This window comes from Cohnella sp. GCM10020058 (assembly GCF_042683485.1).
Lineage (GTDB): Bacteria > Bacillota > Bacilli > Paenibacillales > Paenibacillaceae > Cohnella.
Window position 1 is genome coordinate 491,703 of sequence record NZ_JBHUJV010000017.1, and the last position, 18,570, is coordinate 510,272.

Sequence of the window (18,570 nt, forward strand, 5' to 3'; positions counted from 1 at the left end):
GCATCGACATGATGAGCGCATTCGCCGGGACGAACCGGTCAGCCAAACTCGAAGAGATGGAAAAGGACATGTATGACGTGCTGGTCGTCGGCGGCGGGATTACGGGGGCGGGGATCGCATTGGACGCGCAGCGAAGAGGAATGAAAACGGCGCTGATCGAAATGCAGGACTTCGCGGCTGGAACTTCAAGCCGATCGACGAAGCTGGTCCACGGCGGTCTGCGATACTTGAAGCAGTTCGAGGTCAAGATGGTCGCCGAGGTCGGCAAGGAACGGGCGATTGTCTACGAGAACGGCCCGCACGTCACCACGCCGGAGCGGATGCTGCTGCCCTTATACAAGGGCGGAACGTTCGGCAGGCTGAGCACCTCGTTCGGGCTGAGGCTGTATGATTTCCTGGCCGGCGTGAAGCGGGACGAACGGCGCCGCATGCTGAGTCCGGAGGACACGCTGGCGCTGGAGCCGCTTTTGAAAAAGGAAGGCATGAGAGGCGGCGGCTCTTACGTAGAATACCGGACGGACGATGCGCGCCTGACGATCGAGGTGCTTAAAAAAGCGGCCGAATCAGGGACGGTTGCCGCCAATTATACGAAGGCGGAGCAGTTCCTTTACGATGAACGAGGAAGGGCGACGGGCGTGCTGGCCCGCGACTTGATCGGAGAGGGCGAATACCGGATTCGTGCGCGGCAGATCGTCAACGCCGCAGGGCCTTGGGTCGACACGCTGCGGGAGCTGGACCGGTCCAAGCATGGCAAGACGCTACGGCTGACCAAGGGCGTCCATCTCGTTTTCGACGGCAACAGGTTCCCGCTTCGTCAAGCGATCTATTTCGATACGCAGGACGGCCGCATGGTGTTCGCGATTCCGCGCGACGGCAAGACGTATGTCGGCACGACGGATACGGATTATGCCGGCGATACGGCGCAGCCGCGTGCGACGAGGGAGGATCGGGACTACCTGCTGGCTGCCTGCAACGGCATGTTCCCGAATTTGCGCCTTGGCGAGCTGGACGTCGAATCGAGCTGGGCGGGCCTGCGGCCGCTTATTTATGAAGAAGGCAAGTCGCCTTCCGAAGTGTCGCGGCGCGACGAAATCTTCGTGTCGCCGTCCGGCCTGATCACGATCGCGGGCGGCAAGCTCACCGGCTACCGCAAAATGGCGGAGACGGTCGTCGATCGGCTGGCTGCCGCGCTGCGTGCCGAAGGCAAAGGTCCATTCGGACCTTGCACGACCAGAGAGCTGCCGATATCCGGCGGCGACGTCGGCGGCTCCGGACGTTACGCGGCGTATGCAAAAACGGCTGCGGCTGCCGGAGAAGCGATAGGTCTGTCAGCCGAGACGGCGCTGCAGATCGCGAGCCGATACGGATCGAACGCGGATGACGTGTTCAAACGCATCGCAAGGCGGCGGCATGAAAGCGCCGACGGTGCGGGGCTTTCCGACGAGACTTATGGCATGCTTGCGTATGCGATCGAGGCGGAGATGGCGGTAAAGCCCGCCGATTTTCTCGTCAGGCGCACGGGCGCCCTGTTTTTCGATATCGGCTGGGCGCGGCGGAATCTGGCGGCTGTCCTCGACTATATGGCCGAAGTCCTCCAATATAGCGACGCTCAGCGAACCGAGTACGAAGCGGAGATGAAGCGGGAGCTTACCGCGGCGGCGGAAATTTAGAATTTCCAAAAATCGCTTCATGAACGGACGCGGCTAGGGTAAGATTAAATGGAAACGAGTCTGCAGCCAAAGCGAGGAATCGCGCATGAAGATCGTGGTCGTATCGGATACGCATATGCCGAGAATGAGCAAGCGCCTTCCGGCGGCGCTGCAGCGCGAGCTGACGGACGCAGAGGCGATCGTCCATGCCGGAGACTGGACGCGCATGAGCGTATTCGATGCTTTGTCCGCGTACGCCCCGGTATACGGCGTCGTCGGGAACAACGACGGACCGGAGATCGCGGCCAAGTTCGGGATGCGGCTGCTTCTGACATTCGGCGGCTGCCGGATCGGCGTCGTTCACGGGCATGGGGCGGCGCTGCGGACGAAGACGGAAGCGCACGCGGTTGCGGCATTTAAGGAAGTAATGCCGGATGCGATCGTTTACGGACATTCGCATATTCCCGTTCTACGGCGCGACCCGAAGAGCAACATGCTGATTTTTAATCCCGGCTCGCCGACCGACAAGCGGAGGCAAGCGCAATTTTCATTCGGCATCCTGGATGCCGAGGACGGCCGATTAAGTGCGTGGCATGTATTTTATGCGGATAAAAGCTAGGCTCTGCAAATAAGTACAAAATAAGCGCTTCGTACAAGAAAAGCGCGCGAAGGGAGACGTTATGACGCATCTTGATTCCACGACAACGGTCGGCTGGCGCTTCGACAACAGCTATGCGCATCTCCCGTCTTTTTTTTACTCGAAAATACCGCTAAATCCGGTCGAAGCACCGAAGCTAGCCGTATTGAACGCCCGGTTAGCCGAGTCGCTCGGCTTGAACGAACAAGCGCTGCGAAGCGAATCCGGCACAGCCGTCTTGTCGGGCAGCGCGTCGCCCGAAGGCGGCGAGCCCTTGGCGCAAGCGTACGCAGGGCATCAGTTCGGTCACCTGACAATGCTGGGAGACGGACGCGCGCTGCTGCTGGGCGAGCACATCGCCCCTGATGGTCAGCGCCTGGACATTCAGCTCAAAGGCTCGGGCCGCACGCCTTATTCGCGCGGCGGCGACGGCCGTGCGGCGCTCGGACCGATGCTGCGCGAATACGTGATCAGCGAGGCGATGCACGGCCTGGGCATTCCGACGACGCGCAGCCTGGCGGTCGTAACTACCGGCGAACCGGTATTTCGCGAGGACGAGCTGCCTGGCGCCGTGCTGACCCGTGTCGCGGCGAGCCACGTTCGGGTCGGGACGTTCCAGTACGCCGCAGGCGCCGGCGGCGCGGAGCAGGTTCGCGAACTCGCCGATTATACGATGCAAAGACACGATCCGGCAGTCGAAACCGGCGACTATTTGTCGTTCCTCAGAGCGGTCGTCCGCCGGCAGGCTTCGCTGATCGCGAAGTGGCAGCTGATCGGCTTCGTGCACGGCGTGATGAATACCGACAATATGGCGATCAGCGGACAGACGATCGATTACGGTCCCTGCGCATTCCTCGACGCGTACGATCCGTCGACGGTGTTCAGCTCGATCGACGCGCACGGCCGCTACGCCTATAACCAGCAGCCGCGGATCGCCGCCTGGAACCTGGCCCGATTCGCCGAGACGCTGCTGCCGCTGCTCGCCGAAGACGAAGAGCAAGCAGTAGCTTTGGCGGAGCAGGAAATATCGGCATTTCCCGAGCTGTTCGAGACCGAGTGGCTCGCGGGCATGCGGGCCAAGCTCGGATTGCCCGGCGAAGCGCCGGATGACGAACCTCTCATTTATGACCTGCTCAATCTGATGGAAGCGCACAAGGCCGATTATACGAATACGTTCGCGAGCCTGTCGACGGGCGCGACGCAAGAAGGGGAGCTGTTCGCGTCGGAAGCGTTCGCGGGCTGGCGCGGCAGATGGCGTGCCCGAATCGGCGACACGGAAGAGGCGGCCGATGCTGCGCGGCGGCTGATGCGGCGCAGCAACCCGGCGATAATCGCCCGCAACCACCGTGTCGAGGAGGCGCTGGAGGCTGCGGCCGGACGCGGCGACTACGGCGTCCTGGAGCGTCTGGTCGATGCGCTTCGCGATCCCTACGCCTACGACCCCGCGCATGCCGCTTACGCCGCGCTCCCGGATCCGTCGTGCGGCCGTTACCGTACCTTTTGCGGGACTTGATCTTGCGATGGATTTCGTCAGGAATCCAAGCTTGCCGTTGCGGCAGGCTTGTTTTTTTTTCCAAAATAGCAATTGACACTCGATTCTATCATCGTTTACTGTAATTCAGTGCAAAGATTCCAAAATCGGAAGGGTGTAGGAGTTGGATAACGGGATTGCCGTCTATCTGATGGAGAAAAACGAAGCGGGAGAGCTCAAGTTTATCGACGAGCGCACCTGGACGTTAAACATGGTCGCGGCGCTGGAGCACGTCAACTTTATAACGGTCGGCGGCTTTGAATACGAGACGGTCGAAGGCAGGCTTAATCTGGATTCAGGCAAGCTGGAAATTCTTGTCGTCCGTACAGGCACCGAGCCCTGAGACAGGACGCAGCGGGAGGCACGCATCGTGAAAAGACAAGATAAATCGGACGATTCGGCAAAGTTCAAGCTCTTCGGCAAGGACGGCGCGCCGCTGAAGACGCTGTCTACCTCGCTCGGTATCGCGCTGCTCGCCAACGCGGCTTTGGGCTCCGCATCGTTCGCAACGGAAGCGACGCCTTCGGGGACGGCGGCAGCCGCCCAGCCCAAGCTGGTCGAATGGTCGTCGGAGGACGTAAAGGCGTTTTACGACCCGGCAGTCGACTGGAACCTGCCGCTAGCGGGCGACGGGGAGGAATGCAAGGACGGCGATGAGGCCGTCCCCTGTCCGCCGGCTTCCGGCAGCGGGACCGGATCGGGCACCGGTTCGTCGGGTACGGGAACCGGAGGACAAACGGTCATCGTCAACAACGGCTATCACTCGGGCTTCGGCTGGGACGATCTTCTCCTGTACCATTTGATTTTCAACAACGGTTCTTCCTATTCGTCTGCGGCTTGGGCGAATTCCCATACGACCTATTATGCGGGAACGACCAGGCCTTACAAATCGAAATCATACGATAGCGAAGCTTTCCGCAGCAAGCCGGTCGTGGGCTCCTCGGTTCGTCCCAAGACGAGCGAGAAGAGCGGATCGGTCACCCGCCGCTCCTCGTCGTCCAAGCCGGGCGGCATCGGAGGCAACTCCAGCGGGTTCAGCGGGTCGTCGTCCGGGAGCTCGAAGTCCAAAAGCGTATTCGGTTCTTCGGGCTCGAGCGGTCGATCGAGCTCCTCGGGCGGGTTCGGGGGATGAGCGGCGGCGTATTCGAGCTTCGGGGCATGCCGCATCCCGACAGGGCTGGCCGGGTCGCCAAGCTTGCGGAGCTCGGTTTTGCCTGGGCGGACCTGGAGGAGGAAGCCTATTGGCTCGATCAGATCCTGGTCATGCCCAAGTCGCTGTACGAAGAGCTCGAGACTGCGTCTGCCGCGCTCTGGGGCGTGCTCGACAAGACCGCCCGTTACGTATTCGGCAAACGAGAGTTATATGCGCTGCTTGGCATCCCGGAGATTTTATGGGATACGCTCAACCTGCTGCCTCCGCCGCCCGCGGGGCTGATCAGCCGGTATGCGAGGTTCGATTTTGCCGTCTCGGCGGACGGCGCGATCAAGCTGCTGGAGCTGAACGCGGACACGCCGACGGGCTACGTCGAAGCCGCGGTCGCGACGCCATGGCTGTGCGCGGAGGCCGGCATCGAATCGCCCAACGCGAACATGGCGGACCTGGTCGCCGCGGCCTGGGCGGCAGAGCGCCCGGAGGCGGCCGCTTGCATGGACTACGGGAGCCATCTGGAGGATTCGGGCACGATCGAAGCGCTCGCAAAGCACGGCCGCCTGCCGGTTCGGTTCGTCGATTGCCTCGAGTTATGGGTGGACGAAGGCGTGCTGAAGGACGGCGAAGGCAGGCCGATCCGAAGGCTGTTCGCGCTGTACCCCAAGGAGTGGCTGGCCTACGACGAAGGCGGGGACGCCCTTTTATACGCGGTGGACACGGGCAATCTCGCATTGTTCAATTCGCCGCACAGCATTATTTTGCAATCCAAAGGCTTGCTGGCGGCCGCATGGGGCTTATACGAGCTCGGATTGTTGTTCGACAGGGACGAGCGCATTGCGATCGCCCGGTATATGCTGCCGACTTACGACAAGCCCGTGCTCGCGTCCGACTTTGTGTCCAAGTCCATGTTCGGCAGAGAGGGCGGCTCGGTCAAAATGTACGACAAGAGCGGCGCGCTTGAAGCGGAGGACCGCGACGGGTTCGATACGAGCGCGTTGTTTCCTAGCGTTTACCAGCAGCGTGCGGAGCTTGCTCCCATTCGTACGGCCGCGGGCGAATTCCGCCTGCTTACCGGCATGTTCGTGCTCAACGGCAAGCCGTGCGGGCTGCTCGGCCGGGCAGGCGGCCTCATTACCGGCAACACGAGTCATTTTATCCCGTTGGGAGTGAAGTAAGCGAATGAAGGAACAACGGTTAGACGGCGTAGCCGCTTGCGTACCGCCTCGGACTGCCGTAAAGATCGGAAACGCGTTTCGCCTTGCGGCGGCATTTTTGCTTGTTGCGTGCCTGCTCGGCGCATGCACGAACGAAAAATCGGTATTCTCCAAATCTGCGAGCAGGTCGGATGCCGGGGCGTCCGGAACGAGCGTTCCGTGGGATTATCGGATCGTGGCGGGTACGGTCGGGGATATCGTCGGCAGCGATATGACCGTGCTGCCCGACAATGCGCTGCTGCCCAACGACGGCAACTACGCCACCGGCGACAAGATCTGGACGCTGCAATATATGAGCGCGGAGATGAAAGAGGGCGAAGGCGGCCGCAGCGAGGTAAGACTGTCCGCCTGGACGCCCATCAAATCCTTTCCGGATGAAGCCAAAGCCAAGGCCGACATTGCCGAACTGAAAATTTCCGTTCAAACCAACGTCGAGCTGGTCGGCGTCTACTTGACCGAATATAACGGCCAACAGCGCCGCTTCGCCGTAATTACGCTGCCGTCCGGCAACCGTATCAAGCAGCCGATCGACCAGGAAAGGTACGCCAAGCTAAAAGGCTTAAAGAAAGTGCCCATCCTGGTGGAGGAAGTCCACGATTACGGACAATACGATCTTTCTTACGCAAAATTCAGGGGGTGGGCTTGATGGTCGTCGTCACCAATATCGTCGCCAGCGTTATCGTCATCATCGTTTTGCAGTTGATCGGGATGCTCGTATTCAGCTGGATGACGCCGTTCAAAGACATGGAGGAGCTTCGCAGAGGCAACGTTGCAGTGGGACTTGCGTTCGGCGGAAAGTTTATCGCGACCGCCGTCATTCTCGGCGTTGCAGCGTATACCAACACGTCGATCTGGCACATGATGCTATGGTTCGCGGTCGGCTATGTATGCCTGATCGCCGCCTACTGGATTTTCGAGCTCGCCACGCCGGGACTCAAAATTTCCGAGCATCTGCAAAAAGGAAACGTAGCGATAGGCATATTGCTTTGCGCCGTTTTTCTCGGCACGAGCTTCGCCGTCAGCAGCCTGATCGTATGAGGCTCGAGCCGAGGGCCGGAAGAGGATGACGAACGCGCATGCATTTTTTTCTCAGGCTTCTGATCCGGACGATGCATTTTAAAAACGCGTCAATCGTTACGGTGGCGCTGGGTTTTATTCTGATCAGCGCAACGTTGGCGTTCGCCATCGAACCGGACACGTTCCGCAATTGGTTCAACGCCTTATATTGGGTGCTTACGACGATGTCTACGGTCGGCTACGGCGATTATTACGCCAAGACGGCTTCCGGCAAGCTGCTCACTATCTTTTTGTATATCTTCGGCATCGGCCTGCTCAGCATACTGATCGGCAAGGTCATCGATTCCGTCGCGTCCATCCAAAGGCAAAGGGAGGCCGGCCAATTGACCTATCCCGGCAAGGATCATTTTATCGTCGTCAACTGGAGCAAGAAGGCGCAGTATGCGGTTGACGAAATTTTGGCCGCTCTCCCCGACGCGGAAATCGTCCTCGTCGACGAATCCGACCGTCATCCGCAGCAGCATCGCCGCAATGTACATTTCGTAAGCGGCGATCCATCGGCGCTTCAGCCAACTGCTTATCCGCGAGCACGGGGACGAGATCTACGAGGTTCCCGTCGAACGTACGTGGCGCACTTACGGCGACGCCTTTCAAGCGTTGCTGTCCCGCGGCGCGACGCTCATTTCCGACCGGGGGGACCTGGGCGTGAACCGGAAGCTGGATCAGCCGATTCCGCCGGAAGCAAGGCTTTATATTTTGGCGGACGAAGCCACTTTTCGGGTCCTTAAAGAGACTGCAAGCAAAAATGGAACGCCTAAGTAAAGAAACAAGGCTGCATGTTCGGCAAAAATCGTTCTCGATTGGGGAACTTGCCGGCATGCAGCCTTTTTTGTGTTTTTAAGATGGGTTACCTTGCGAGAGCGCGGCGAAACGCGAACGGGCATCGCCCTGTACCCAGCCGCCGTGGTAACAAATCACGCTCTGAATATCGAACGCAGCCAGCTTCCCGAGCGAAGCCAACGCGGTATCCATATCCGGCGTCATAGGCGGATTGGGCCCGGCCAACTCGCCATCACGCGCAACGGAGGCGTCGCCCGCGATAAGCGTCTTCGAGGCGGAATGGTAGAGACAGACGTGGCCTGGCGTATGTCCGGGCGTATGGATAACGGTCAACCCGCCGCCGAACGGGAGCGATTCGCCGTCCTCGAACGTGCGATCCACGTTCGGCCGGGCGGGATGGAGGAACGTCCGTTCAAACTGGTTGCGCACCTCGTCCGTTGCTTGCTGCAGGAAGCCGGCGAGCCGTTCGGGCGACATTTTGATCATGGGCTCCGCCCCGTTGATCGCGCCGGCATCTCCGGGATGGGCATATACGGTCGCGCTGCCCCCGGTCGCCTCAAGCACGCCGGGCAAGCCGCCGATATGGTCCAGGTCCTGATGCGTCAACAAGATCGCCTTGAGAGGCCGATCCCCGATACCTGCCTGCTTTGCAAGCTCAAGAATCGCCGGCGCGGATCCCGGCATGCCCGTGTCGACCAGCATCCACGAGTCCTCGTCGATAAGGACGGTCGGATGGATTGTCATCGTGCCCAGCTTCAATTCCAGCATTTCGATTCCTTCGGCGATTCGCATGTTCGCGCCGGGCCGACTTCGTCCTGCGAATCGGACGGCGGCTTCCGGCTCCCTCCCTGATCGGTAGAATAGAAATCAATGAGTCCAATATAAAACCGGCGAGATCCAAAGTCAAAATTCGAAGATGATCAACAAAAGGCAACGACCGCAAAAAGGTCTCGTATCGCCAAGACTGAATGCGACTCTAAAATTGAAAGCGGTTACCATAATCGATCCCGGAAAGAGAGCGAGCGCGTCAGGGAGCGGCTAGCCGAAAAGCCAATCATATCGTGGTTAGGATGATAGGAGGGAATGTCATGTCAATCCGCAAAAAAACGCTGTCCGTCACGCTTGCGCTGTCCCTGCTCGCAGCATCGTTGCTCCCCTCGGGCGGAGTTCCGATCGCCCAGGCTGCGGAAAATGTAGGAAATGTGTTGTCGAACGGCGGATTTGAAACGGGGAACCGAAGCGGCTGGGGGGCCTATAGCGGGTCCAACGTAATCGTTGCCGTCCAGTCGGCGGACAAGCATAGCGGGAATTATGCATTGTCAGCCGAATTTACGGGCAATACGAGCCTTCAACAGTATCAGGATGCGGCTGCGGTGCCGGGCAAGACTTATTACTACGAAGCATGGGTAAAAATCGCCGGAATCTCGCCAACGGGGCAGTCGAACGGTTTTTATCCGATGATTCAGATCAGCGCGTATAACGGAACGGCGTTCAAAGGCAATATGGCGATCCCGCCTCAGTTCAAAGCGGATCAAGACTGGACGAAGGTAAGCGGCTCGTTCGTATTCCCGGCGGATGCCGCCACCTTGAAGTTCAATTTCGGTCGGTACGGCACAAGCGGGACAATCGGCGGCAAGATGCTCGTCGACGATTTATTCGTGGCCCGCAAGCCCGACTCGCTGCAGCTGTCTGCGAACGCGCCGGGTTATGCGTCCGGATCGCCGCTCGATCTGGCATCGGCGCTCACGCTCGTCGGCGATTATGGCGGCAGCGCGATTGCGGTGCCGCCTTCGGAAGCGATCGTGTGGGAGGTGGCCGGGGGCAACGCGGTCATCGAGAACCGTGCGCTTGTCTTTAAGGGCGGACCGGTCGGCGGGGATGTGTCGGTGAAGGCCTCGTACGCCGGCGCTTCGGCGACAGTCACGGTCCACTTTAATGCGGATACGCAGGCGCCGTCCTGGAACGGGAATGCGGAGCTCACCGCCAGGATGAGCCGGGACGCGGCAGATTTATCTTGGTCTGCGGCGACCGACGATACAGGCGTCGTTCGTTATCATATTTATCTAGATCAAGCGGAGATCGCTTCGGTGACGGGCACGGTCTACCAGATTGCGGATCTTGCGTCCGACACGAATTATCGCTTCGAGATCGAGGCCGAGGACGGCGCCGGCAACCGCTCCGTCAAGCTCGCCGCGGACGCGGCGACAAGATCCGCTGCTGAGCCGTTCTGGACGGACGGGGCGTTGACGGCTTCCGACATCCAGTACGCTTCCGTGAAGCTGCATTGGAACGGCGCGATCGACGATGTCGGCGTCGTCGGCTACAAGATTTTCCGTGACGGCACGGAGATCGCGACGGTGCCTGCCGCTGAAGAATATACGGTGTCGGGACTGCTGCAGCATACGAAGTACACGTTTCGCGTAGAGGCGGTCGACGCGGACGGACATTGGTCCGTCGGCGGACCCGAGCTGGCGCTCGAGACGACTTATCGCACGAGCGCGCCGGCCGCCGTGGATGTGAAGGAATCCGAAGTCCTGCGTTCGGCGGACAAGGAGCTCCTCGGCTACAACAACGATTGGAACGAGAGCCAGCGCGTCATCATGCAGCCAATGCCGAGTCTGGCTTTCAACGATCAATACTTGCCGCTCATGCAAGACGTCGAGCTTCCGCTTAGCCGGATGGCCGGCACCGATTCTCAGGCTTTCATGTGGAAAAAGACGCTTGGCCCCTATGCCGGCCGCACGGGGTTTCCGAACCAATGGTACCCGGTCGTGCCGATGAACATGGGCATCGTCGAATGGTTGAAATCCGTGCTTGCGGTCACGCCGGACAGCGAGATCACATGGACCCTGAATATGAGACAGGCCGACTACGCGACGGATGCGGCGGATTTGGCCGAATTTCTGACGAGCCCGGGAGACGGCAGCGTGAATCCGAACGGAGGCACGGATTGGGGCGCGTTGCGGCGCCAATACGGCATTCAGGATCCGATCCGCGTCATCTTCGAGCTGGGCAACGAACTGGATCAGAGCAAGAGCTTCCCCGCGCCCGTCTATATTCAGATGAGTAAAGAGATTATCGCAGCCATCCGCGCGGTCGACCCTGACGCGAAGTTTGCCGCCGGAGCGAAGACCGGTCCGTGGAGCAGCGATATCGCGGGCGGAGGGACGAACGACGGCACGCCGACGGGCACCTGGCGCGACTGGCACAAGGCGGTGCTTGCAGGCATCGGCAACGATATCGACTATCTCGTGCTGCATCCTTATTATTTCGGAGAAACGCCTGCTTACGTCGAGCAGTTCATGGATTCGATCACCGGCGACATCCGCGATTGGGAGAACGGAGGCGGCAGAACCGATCCTTCTCATCACATCCGCCTATATTTATCCGAACACGGCATCTGGCCGCTGCGCGGCGAGCCTTTCGACCAGATCAACAAATACAGCTACCGGACGCACGATCTGGAAGGCACGCTTGGGACAGCCGAGTTTATCAACCGCATTTTCAACCGTCCCGACGTCGCCATGGCCGCGCTTCACGCCTTCTCGTCGGGACCGTGGTTCGCCTTTGACAAAGGCACGAACGGTCTCTTCCGGACCGGGATCGCCGAGATGATGATTGTCATGAACCAGGCGCTCGGCAAAGACGTCGTCCGTTCCACGGTCACCGGAGACTATACGGACAAGACGAAGGACGACGCATCGTTCACGGTCAACGCCATGTCTACCGACACCGGCGGACTTAATATCGTGATGGTCAATCGCGAAGACAAGATGCGGCGCGATGTCGGCTTCACGTTCGAACACGGTTACCGGCTCGTCAAAAAGACGGTGCTGACCGGGCCCGATATGCTGTCGGACAACTTAAACGGAAGTCATCCGATTACGGTTCAGACTGAAGCGGTAGACGGCGCGGAGCCGCTCGCGTCCTATGTCGTGCCGGATAAGAGCATCGTCGTACTCTACCTGGAGTGCATCGACGACATCGCGCCGGTTACGACAAGCGACGCGTCTGACAACTGGGCAAAGGGACCGGTGAACGTAACGTTGACTGCATCGGATGAGGGGAGCGGCGTAGATGCGACGCACTATAAGCTCGACGGCGGAGCGGTCCAGACCGGCAATGAGGTAGCCGTCGATACGGAAGGCAAGCACGCGCTCGCGTTCTGGAGCGTCGACCGGGCCGGCAATGTCGAGTCGCAGCACCAGGTCGTCGTTCGTATCGACCTGACGGCACCGACAATCCTCTGGAGCGGCAACGCCGGCACTTACACGGTAGATCAGCGTGTCGTATTGGCTTGCAAGGCCAATGACGCATTGTCCGGCATCGCTGCGCAAAGCTGCAAAAACGTCGATGCGGACGCGTATATTATCGGCGTCGGCAGCCATACGGTTTCGGCGACGGCGACCGATACCGCCGGCAATGCGGGCACGGGCTCCGTCACTTATACGGTCAAGGTCGATTACGCCAGCCTTGGCCGACTTACGACGCGTTTTTCTTCGAAACCGGCCGTCGCCAAGCTGCTCGCGCTCGAACTGGCGCTTGCCGAAAAAGCGGACAAGGCCGGACTTCTTCAAGTGAAAGCGCTGAAGATCGCTGCTTACATGCTGGGCGTGAAGGCGGAGAGCGGCAAGGCATTTACCAAGACGGAAGCCGACCTGCTGGTACAGCTCGCCAAAAAGCTATGATTTCCGCTTTTCCAAGTTCGCCGAATTGAAAAAGCACCGCAAAGCACGCAGCGCCACGCGCTCCGCTTTGCGGTTTTTCTTCTGTCTGCCTGGAATGCCCAAATGATAGAATACCGTATAAAATGAACCGAATTTGCAATCGAAACGAAAGCCTTTTCAGTCTAAAATATAAAAGGATAAGGCAAGCTTGAACCCATCATTTTCGATACATAAAGGGGATTAATAAATCATGTTGAAGGTCGGCGTTATCGGTACGGGCGGCATTTTCAAATTCGCGCATTTGCCCGGTTGGCTATCCCACAAGGAAGTGGAGCTCGTCGCGTTCTGCGACGCCTTTCGCGCTTCCGCCGAATCCGCGGCGCTCGCGTTTCCCGGGGCAAAGGTGTATGAGGATTACCGCGAGCTGATCGCGGATCCGTCGATCGATATCGTCGGGGTCAGCACGCCTAACCTGTATCACTCCGAGATTGCGATTGCGGCGCTTCGCAAGGGCAAGCATGTGTTCTGCGAAAAGCCGGATGCCGTGAATGCAGAAGAGGCGCAAAAGATGGCGGACGCAGCGCGCGAATCGGGCAGGCTGCTGATGACGATGCGCAACAACCGTTTCAGCGAAGAGGCCAAGTTCATTAAAAAGCTGATTATGCAAGGCAAGCTTGGCGAAATGTACATGGGCCGCTGCGGTTGGATCCGCCGCAGAGGCATTCCCGGCCGCGGCGGCTGGTTCACGACGAAGGGACTGTCCGGCGGAGGTCCGCTCATCGATCTGGGCGTCCATATGATCGACATGGCGATGTGGACCGCGGGCAATCCGAAGCCGGTTACCGTATCCGGCTCGACCTACCGCAAGTTCGCGGACCGTCCGGACGCCTCCGGCAACGTTCCCGAAGGAACGTTTGACGTCGAAGACCTGGCTGCGGGCTTTATCCGCTTCGACAGCGGCGCCTCGCTACAGATCGAATTCAGCTGGGCATCGAACATCGAAGAAGAGCAGAAGTTCCTCGAGTGGCGCGGCACGGAAGGCGGGTTCAGCCTGATCAACGACAAGCTGAAGCTTTATACGGAAAAAGAAGGCGTACTGATCGACGAGCAGCCCCGATTCCCCGAATCGGCGGTACCGCAGCATACGGCCAACATCCGCCATTTCGTGGAATGCGTGCTCGGACACGAGTCGCCGATTTTCCTGCCCGAGCACGGCGTCGACATGATCAAAATTTTGTCGGCCATTTATGAATCCGCCGAGCGCGGCCAAGAGATCAAACTGTAACGATAACGGCTTATAATATGAGAGGTAGTAAGCCCCCCGTTTTTCGCTTTCCGGCGAAGGACGGGGGATTTTTCTGCTTGGGATGCCCGATACGCTATCGGGGCAAATTATAAAATGACCGAACGCATGCATCCGACGATGAGAATCGTCGAAAACGCCCGACAAGGAGGCGGTCAGATGAAATTCGTATTGAAGTGGCTCGTAAATGGCGTCATCGTAACGACCTTGTTGATGTATTATTCCAATGCGTCGTTTCTTGGCGCGGCGACGACCGCCACCATCCTCACGATTATCGCTTACATGCTAGGCGACCAGATTATTTTGCGGTCCACCAACAATGCGATCGCGACCGTGTCCGACGGCATTATGGCTTACTTGCTGGTATGGATCGCGGCATACGCGATGAAATGGACGATCAGTCCGGGAGAAATTTTGGTTGTCGCGGTCATAACGGGCATCGCTGAGTTTTTTATTCATCGCTATGTGTTCCAGGCCAGGCTGTCTTACCAACGCGCATAAGCAAAAAGGCCCGTTAAGTTCCTGCTGCATGACGTGCCGTTCGCACGGACCGGCGTCTATTTTTAAACCCGCGCCTCGGCGTAGGGTTTATTTTTCCGTTTTTACAGAACACTGACCGTTTCTGTCAGGGATAGAGGCTTATACTCGTGATCGTTAGAGAAAACGTTCATGGAGGAATGGCTTTGTTTACATCCATCGCAAGTTTGGTAGAAGAGTGGGAGCGGGAAGCTAAAATGACGGCGGGATTGCTGGACGCGTTGACGGATGAATCGCTTGACCGATGTTCGGAAAACTAACAGCCTTACCTGGGAAACGGGGCGAACTCGCCGAGATGATGCTGGCATCGAGCGATACGCTTCGCGGCATGGCAGGTTGCATCTATTATATCGTTCACGAGGCGGAGGAAGAGCCCGATGTACTGTGGATCACCGAGCTGTGGGAAAACCGCGAAGCGCATGCGGCCAGCCTGCAGAACGAGCAAGTGCGCGAGCTTATCGGCCGCTGCATGCCGCTGATCGCAGAAGCAGGAGGGATCAAAATAAAGCCGATCGGCGGAGTCGGGTTTTAAATGATCAACGAAAACCTTGAACGGCCATGCGCCGCGCAAGGTTTTTTTAATCACATAAGCGGCAGAATAAGCATGTGGTTTACGCCGGATCGCAGTTTAAGGTGAGGAAATATAACATCATTTTTAATCAGACACAAGTATACGCTTCCACCAATAAATGTAAGCGACAACAAACGAGGTTCAAATTGTCGATTTCGAACAATAAACAAAAATAAGCTAATAAAAACAATTTGCGGCCATTTGAATGTGACGTAAATTTACATACTATTGGGTTAGGCCAGAACAACAAGCAGAAACGGGGAGAGATACGAGAGATGAAAAAGAATGTAGCGGCAACAATGGCAATGGCACTGGGCGTCGGGCTGCTCGCAGGTTGCGGCAGCGCAAATAACGACGATGCGAACGCATCGGCATCTGCATCCACGCCTGCAGCAAGCGCATCCGGTTCTGCAGCGGCAAGTCCTTCCGGCTCCGCGGCGAGCGGAGGAGCGGCCGAAGGCAACCTTACGGGCACGATTACCTGGGCGACGCACCGTACCGAGCTGGTCGATACCGACCTGAAGAAGTACGTCGACGCGTTCGAGGCAAAGTACCCGGGGACGGAGGTCAAGATTGAAGGCCTCAAGGATTACGAGCAGACGATCCGCGTGCGGATGGCGGCCAACGAGCTGCCTGACGTCCTGTCGCTCGTCGAGACGACGAAGGCGGACTTGCCAAAGTTCTACGAGCCGCTCGACGATCTCGGCCTCGACGACAACATTTACTTCAAGGACTACAACTCCTACGAAGGCAAGCTCTACGGGATCACGCAGCAAGTGGCGATCAACGGTCTGCTGTACAACAAGCAGGCGTTCGAAAAAGCGGGAATTACCGCGCCGCCGAAGACGCTGGACGAGCTGTACGCAGACGCGGACAAGCTTAAGGCTGCTGGCATCGTTCCGATGGCGACGGCATTCAAGGATGCCTGGACGCTGCAATACTGGACCGACCCGGCCGAATTCATCTACGGCAGCACGAACCTGCGCAACGACAAGATCAACTCGGATGCGCCTTTCACGGCAGACGGCGCCTATGGACAAGGCCTCGGCATCCTGAAGAACCTGTACGACAAGGGCGAGCTGGAGAAGGACGTATACTCCGCAACGTGGGATCAGACGCAAAAGGATCTGGCTTCGGGCAAGGCAGCCATGATGTACATCGGCAACTGGGCGATCTCGAACCTCATCAACAACGGCCTGCCGCTCGAGCAAATCGGCTTCGCGCCGTTGCCTTACGACAACAGCGGCACGGTCAAAGGCATGATGCGCAATGACTGGGCGTACGCCGTCAGCTCGACGAGCAAAAACAAGGCGCTGGCCAAAGCGTTCATCAAGTTTATGATCGAGGAATCCGGCGACTACGCGGACCACATGATCATCTCACCGCTTAAGGATCAGCCGCAAGACCTGGCGCCGATCGCCGACTTCATGGCCAACAAGCCGGAAATGCTCGAAGCGCAATCGGTGAGCGAGCAAGTGACCGCAGTCGAAAACAAGATGCAGTTCGACCCGTTCAAGTTCATCCAGGAAGTGACGGTCGGCAAAATGCAAGACGTGTTCGACAGCTATAACAAAAAATGGAAAGCAGCGAAAGCCGCCGTCGCGAAGTAAAGCAAGCGACAGGCTCCGCCGCTCGATCCGACCGACAAAACGGATGGCCGGTCCGCGCCGCGCCGTCCGTTTTGTCGTCTCTCGGGCGCGGATGAAAAGGAGTTGAATCGGATGAGCGATAGCCTATCTTACGCCAAACAGAAAAAAATACTGATCATCCTGTTCTTGCTTGTGCCGATCGCGCTGTTGGCGATGTTTGCCCTGTATCCGGCACTTTATCTGGTTTATCTCAGCTTTATGAGCTGGGACGGCTTCAGTCCAGAAAAAACATGGGCAGGCGTCGGCAATTATAAAGAAGTATTTGAAAACAAGGAAATCTGGGCGGCCTTCCTCCACAATCTCGTTTACCTCGGATGGGGTCTTTTCCAAAACGCGCTCGGTTTGTTCTTCGCGCTGCTGCTCAATTCGCAGCTCAAGGGCCGCAACGCCTACCGGGTCATGCTCTTCATGCCTTATATCATGAACGGCGTCGCGGTCGCTTACATGTTCAACTACGTGTTCAATTCGGAGTACGGCTCGTTCAACACGCTGCTGCGCAGCGTCGGGCTCGACTCGCTCGCCATCAGCTGGTTCGGTTCCCCGCATGCCGTCAACCATGTGCTCGGCTTCATTACGCTGTGGAAATTCATGGGTCTTAACATGGTCATTTATCTGGCAGCCCTTCAGTCGGTTCCGTCGGAAATCATCGAGGCCGCGCGCATGGACGGCGCGTCCCGCCTGCAGACGTCGCTGCGCGTCGTACTGCCGAATATTACGAAGGTCATTGAACTGAATCTGTTCCTGACGATTATCGGCACGCTCGAGATCTTCGACCTGCCGTTCATCCTGACGGGCGGCGGACCGCTCGGCGCCAGCGAGACGTTCCTGACCAAGACGATCGATACGGCCTTTAAGTTCAACAACTTCGGCATGGCTTCCGCGATGAGCGTCACCTTGATCGTTGCCGTCATCGTCGTGCTCGGCATCCAGCGCTTTGCGACCAGGAGGTGGTCGGATTGAACGCGGCAAAGTTCAGCCCGTTTTCCGTCGTCAAGCACGCGATCCTTTGGGTCGCCGTCGTCATGATCCTTTTCCCGCCGTCGATTCTCGTGCTGAACGCCTTCAAGAGCAAAGCCGAGTTTTCGCAAACGAGCGTGTTCAAGCTGCCGTCGAACTTCCTGAACTTCGAAAATTTCGGCACGGTCATGACCAGGGCGCATCTGGACCGCGCTTACCTGAACACGCTGACGATTATCGTCGTGGCAGTCATCGGCAACGTGCTGCTCGGCACGATGGTAGCTTATATCCTCGGACGCTTCGACTTCAAGCTGAAGAAGACCGTCATGGGCGCCTATATCGCCGTATCGTTCGTGCCGACGATCACCACGCAAGTGGCGACGTTCACCGTCGTCCACAACCTGCATCTGTACAACACGATCTGGGCATCCATCGTCCTGCATCTGGGTACGAGCGTGCTGCAGCTATTCATTTATTTACAGTTCCTGCTCAACATTCCGCGGGAGCTTGACGAGGCGGCGATGATGGAGGGGGCTTCCCTGTTCCGCATTTACCGCACGATCATCTTTCCGCTGCTGACGCCGGCGACGGCGACCATCGTCATCATCAAGACGATCGACATCTACAACGACATGTTCATCCCTTATCTGTACATGCCCGCACAGAAGCTCGCCGTCGTATCCACGAGCCTGATGAACTTCTCCTCGGAGCGCAGCACGGAGTGGGAGCTCATGTCCGCGGCGATTTTGATGATTATGGTGCCGATCGTCGTCATCTACTTGTTCTTCCAGCGGTACGTGTTTGCCGGGATCGTAAACGGTGCAGTAAAATAGCTGTACTCGCATAGG

The 18,570-nt window shown here is 58.3% G+C and carries 17 protein-coding genes; 16 read left to right on the forward strand and 1 reads right to left on the reverse strand.

Features of this window, described 5'->3' with window-relative positions:
* Positions 1-8 precede the first annotated feature (8 nt).
* The 9 genes from ACFSR7_RS29685 to ACFSR7_RS29725 all read left to right on the forward strand — a co-directional run bounded on the left by ACFSR7_RS29685 (position 9) and on the right by ACFSR7_RS29725 (position 7,986).
* A complete protein-coding gene (locus tag ACFSR7_RS29685) occupies positions 9-1,670 on the forward strand; it encodes a glycerol-3-phosphate dehydrogenase/oxidase (protein ID WP_378167887.1) in 1,662 nt (553 codons plus the stop codon).
* A gap of 85 nt (positions 1,671-1,755) precedes the next feature.
* Positions 1,756-2,268 carry a metallophosphoesterase family protein gene (locus ACFSR7_RS29690; RefSeq protein WP_378167888.1) on the forward strand — a complete coding sequence of 171 codons (513 nt, stop codon included), beginning with the start codon at positions 1,756-1,758 and terminating at the stop codon, positions 2,266-2,268.
* Positions 2,269-2,329: 61 nt separating this feature from the next.
* Entirely contained in the window at positions 2,330-3,799 is a 1,470-nt protein-coding gene (locus tag ACFSR7_RS29695) for a protein adenylyltransferase SelO (protein WP_378167890.1), read from the forward strand.
* A 142-nt stretch (positions 3,800-3,941) separates the two neighbouring features.
* Positions 3,942-4,160, forward strand: coding sequence for a hypothetical protein (locus tag ACFSR7_RS29700; protein ID WP_378167892.1), 219 nt, complete (start codon positions 3,942-3,944; stop codon positions 4,158-4,160).
* Between the two features lie 27 nt (positions 4,161-4,187).
* The gene (locus ACFSR7_RS29705; protein WP_378167894.1) at positions 4,188-4,949 is read left to right on the forward strand and encodes a hypothetical protein; all 762 of its coding nucleotides are present in this window, start codon (positions 4,188-4,190) and stop codon (positions 4,947-4,949) included.
* Entirely contained in the window at positions 4,946-6,142 is a 1,197-nt protein-coding gene (locus ACFSR7_RS29710; RefSeq protein ID WP_378167896.1) for a glutathionylspermidine synthase family protein, read from the forward strand. Before ACFSR7_RS29705 ends, ACFSR7_RS29710 begins: the two co-directional genes overlap by 4 nt.
* Positions 6,143-6,146: 4 nt before the next feature.
* The gene (locus tag ACFSR7_RS29715; RefSeq protein ID WP_378167898.1) at positions 6,147-6,827 is read left to right on the forward strand and encodes a signal peptide protein; all 681 of its coding nucleotides are present in this window, start codon (positions 6,147-6,149) and stop codon (positions 6,825-6,827) included.
* Complete coding sequence (locus ACFSR7_RS29720) at positions 6,827-7,219, forward strand: DUF350 domain-containing protein (protein WP_378167900.1); 393 nt, start codon at positions 6,827-6,829, stop codon at positions 7,217-7,219. The genes ACFSR7_RS29715 and ACFSR7_RS29720 overlap by 1 nt, the downstream gene beginning before the upstream one ends.
* A 38-nt stretch (positions 7,220-7,257) precedes the next feature.
* Positions 7,258-7,986, forward strand: a complete 729-nt coding sequence (locus ACFSR7_RS29725; RefSeq protein WP_378167902.1) for a potassium channel family protein — start codon at positions 7,258-7,260, stop codon at positions 7,984-7,986.
* A 109-nt stretch (positions 7,987-8,095) separates the two neighbouring features.
* On the opposite strand, the gene ACFSR7_RS29730 is transcribed toward ACFSR7_RS29725, so the two are convergent.
* Positions 8,096-8,806 (reverse strand): MBL fold metallo-hydrolase, encoded by a 711-nt coding sequence (locus ACFSR7_RS29730; protein WP_378167904.1) that lies wholly within the window; start codon positions 8,804-8,806, stop codon positions 8,096-8,098.
* 320 nt (positions 8,807-9,126) lie between these two features.
* Here ACFSR7_RS29730 and ACFSR7_RS29735 point away from each other — a divergent pair, with 320 nt between their 5' ends.
* The 7 genes from ACFSR7_RS29735 to ACFSR7_RS29765 all read left to right on the forward strand — a co-directional run bounded on the left by ACFSR7_RS29735 (position 9,127) and on the right by ACFSR7_RS29765 (position 18,555).
* Positions 9,127-12,726, forward strand: a complete 3,600-nt coding sequence (locus ACFSR7_RS29735; RefSeq protein WP_378167906.1) for an OmpL47-type beta-barrel domain-containing protein — start codon at positions 9,127-9,129, stop codon at positions 12,724-12,726.
* Between the two features lie 229 nt (positions 12,727-12,955).
* Entirely contained in the window at positions 12,956-13,990 is a 1,035-nt protein-coding gene (locus ACFSR7_RS29740; RefSeq protein ID WP_378167908.1) for a Gfo/Idh/MocA family protein, read from the forward strand.
* Positions 13,991-14,167: 177 nt separating this feature from the next.
* Positions 14,168-14,509 (forward strand): DUF2512 family protein, encoded by a 342-nt coding sequence (locus tag ACFSR7_RS29745; RefSeq protein WP_378167910.1) that lies wholly within the window; start codon positions 14,168-14,170, stop codon positions 14,507-14,509.
* A gap of 331 nt (positions 14,510-14,840) precedes the next feature.
* Positions 14,841-15,077 carry a putative quinol monooxygenase gene (locus ACFSR7_RS29750; RefSeq protein ID WP_378167912.1) on the forward strand — a complete coding sequence of 79 codons (237 nt, stop codon included), beginning with the start codon at positions 14,841-14,843 and terminating at the stop codon, positions 15,075-15,077.
* Positions 15,078-15,391: 314 nt separating this feature from the next.
* Positions 15,392-16,726, forward strand: coding sequence for an ABC transporter substrate-binding protein (locus ACFSR7_RS29755; protein ID WP_378167914.1), 1,335 nt, complete (start codon positions 15,392-15,394; stop codon positions 16,724-16,726).
* Positions 16,727-16,837: 111 nt separating this feature from the next.
* The gene (locus ACFSR7_RS29760; protein ID WP_378167916.1) at positions 16,838-17,725 is read left to right on the forward strand and encodes a carbohydrate ABC transporter permease; all 888 of its coding nucleotides are present in this window, start codon (positions 16,838-16,840) and stop codon (positions 17,723-17,725) included.
* The gene (locus ACFSR7_RS29765; protein ID WP_378167918.1) at positions 17,713-18,555 is read left to right on the forward strand and encodes a carbohydrate ABC transporter permease; all 843 of its coding nucleotides are present in this window, start codon (positions 17,713-17,715) and stop codon (positions 18,553-18,555) included. The genes ACFSR7_RS29760 and ACFSR7_RS29765 overlap by 13 nt, the downstream gene beginning before the upstream one ends.
* The last annotated feature ends 15 nt before the right edge of the window (positions 18,556-18,570 follow it).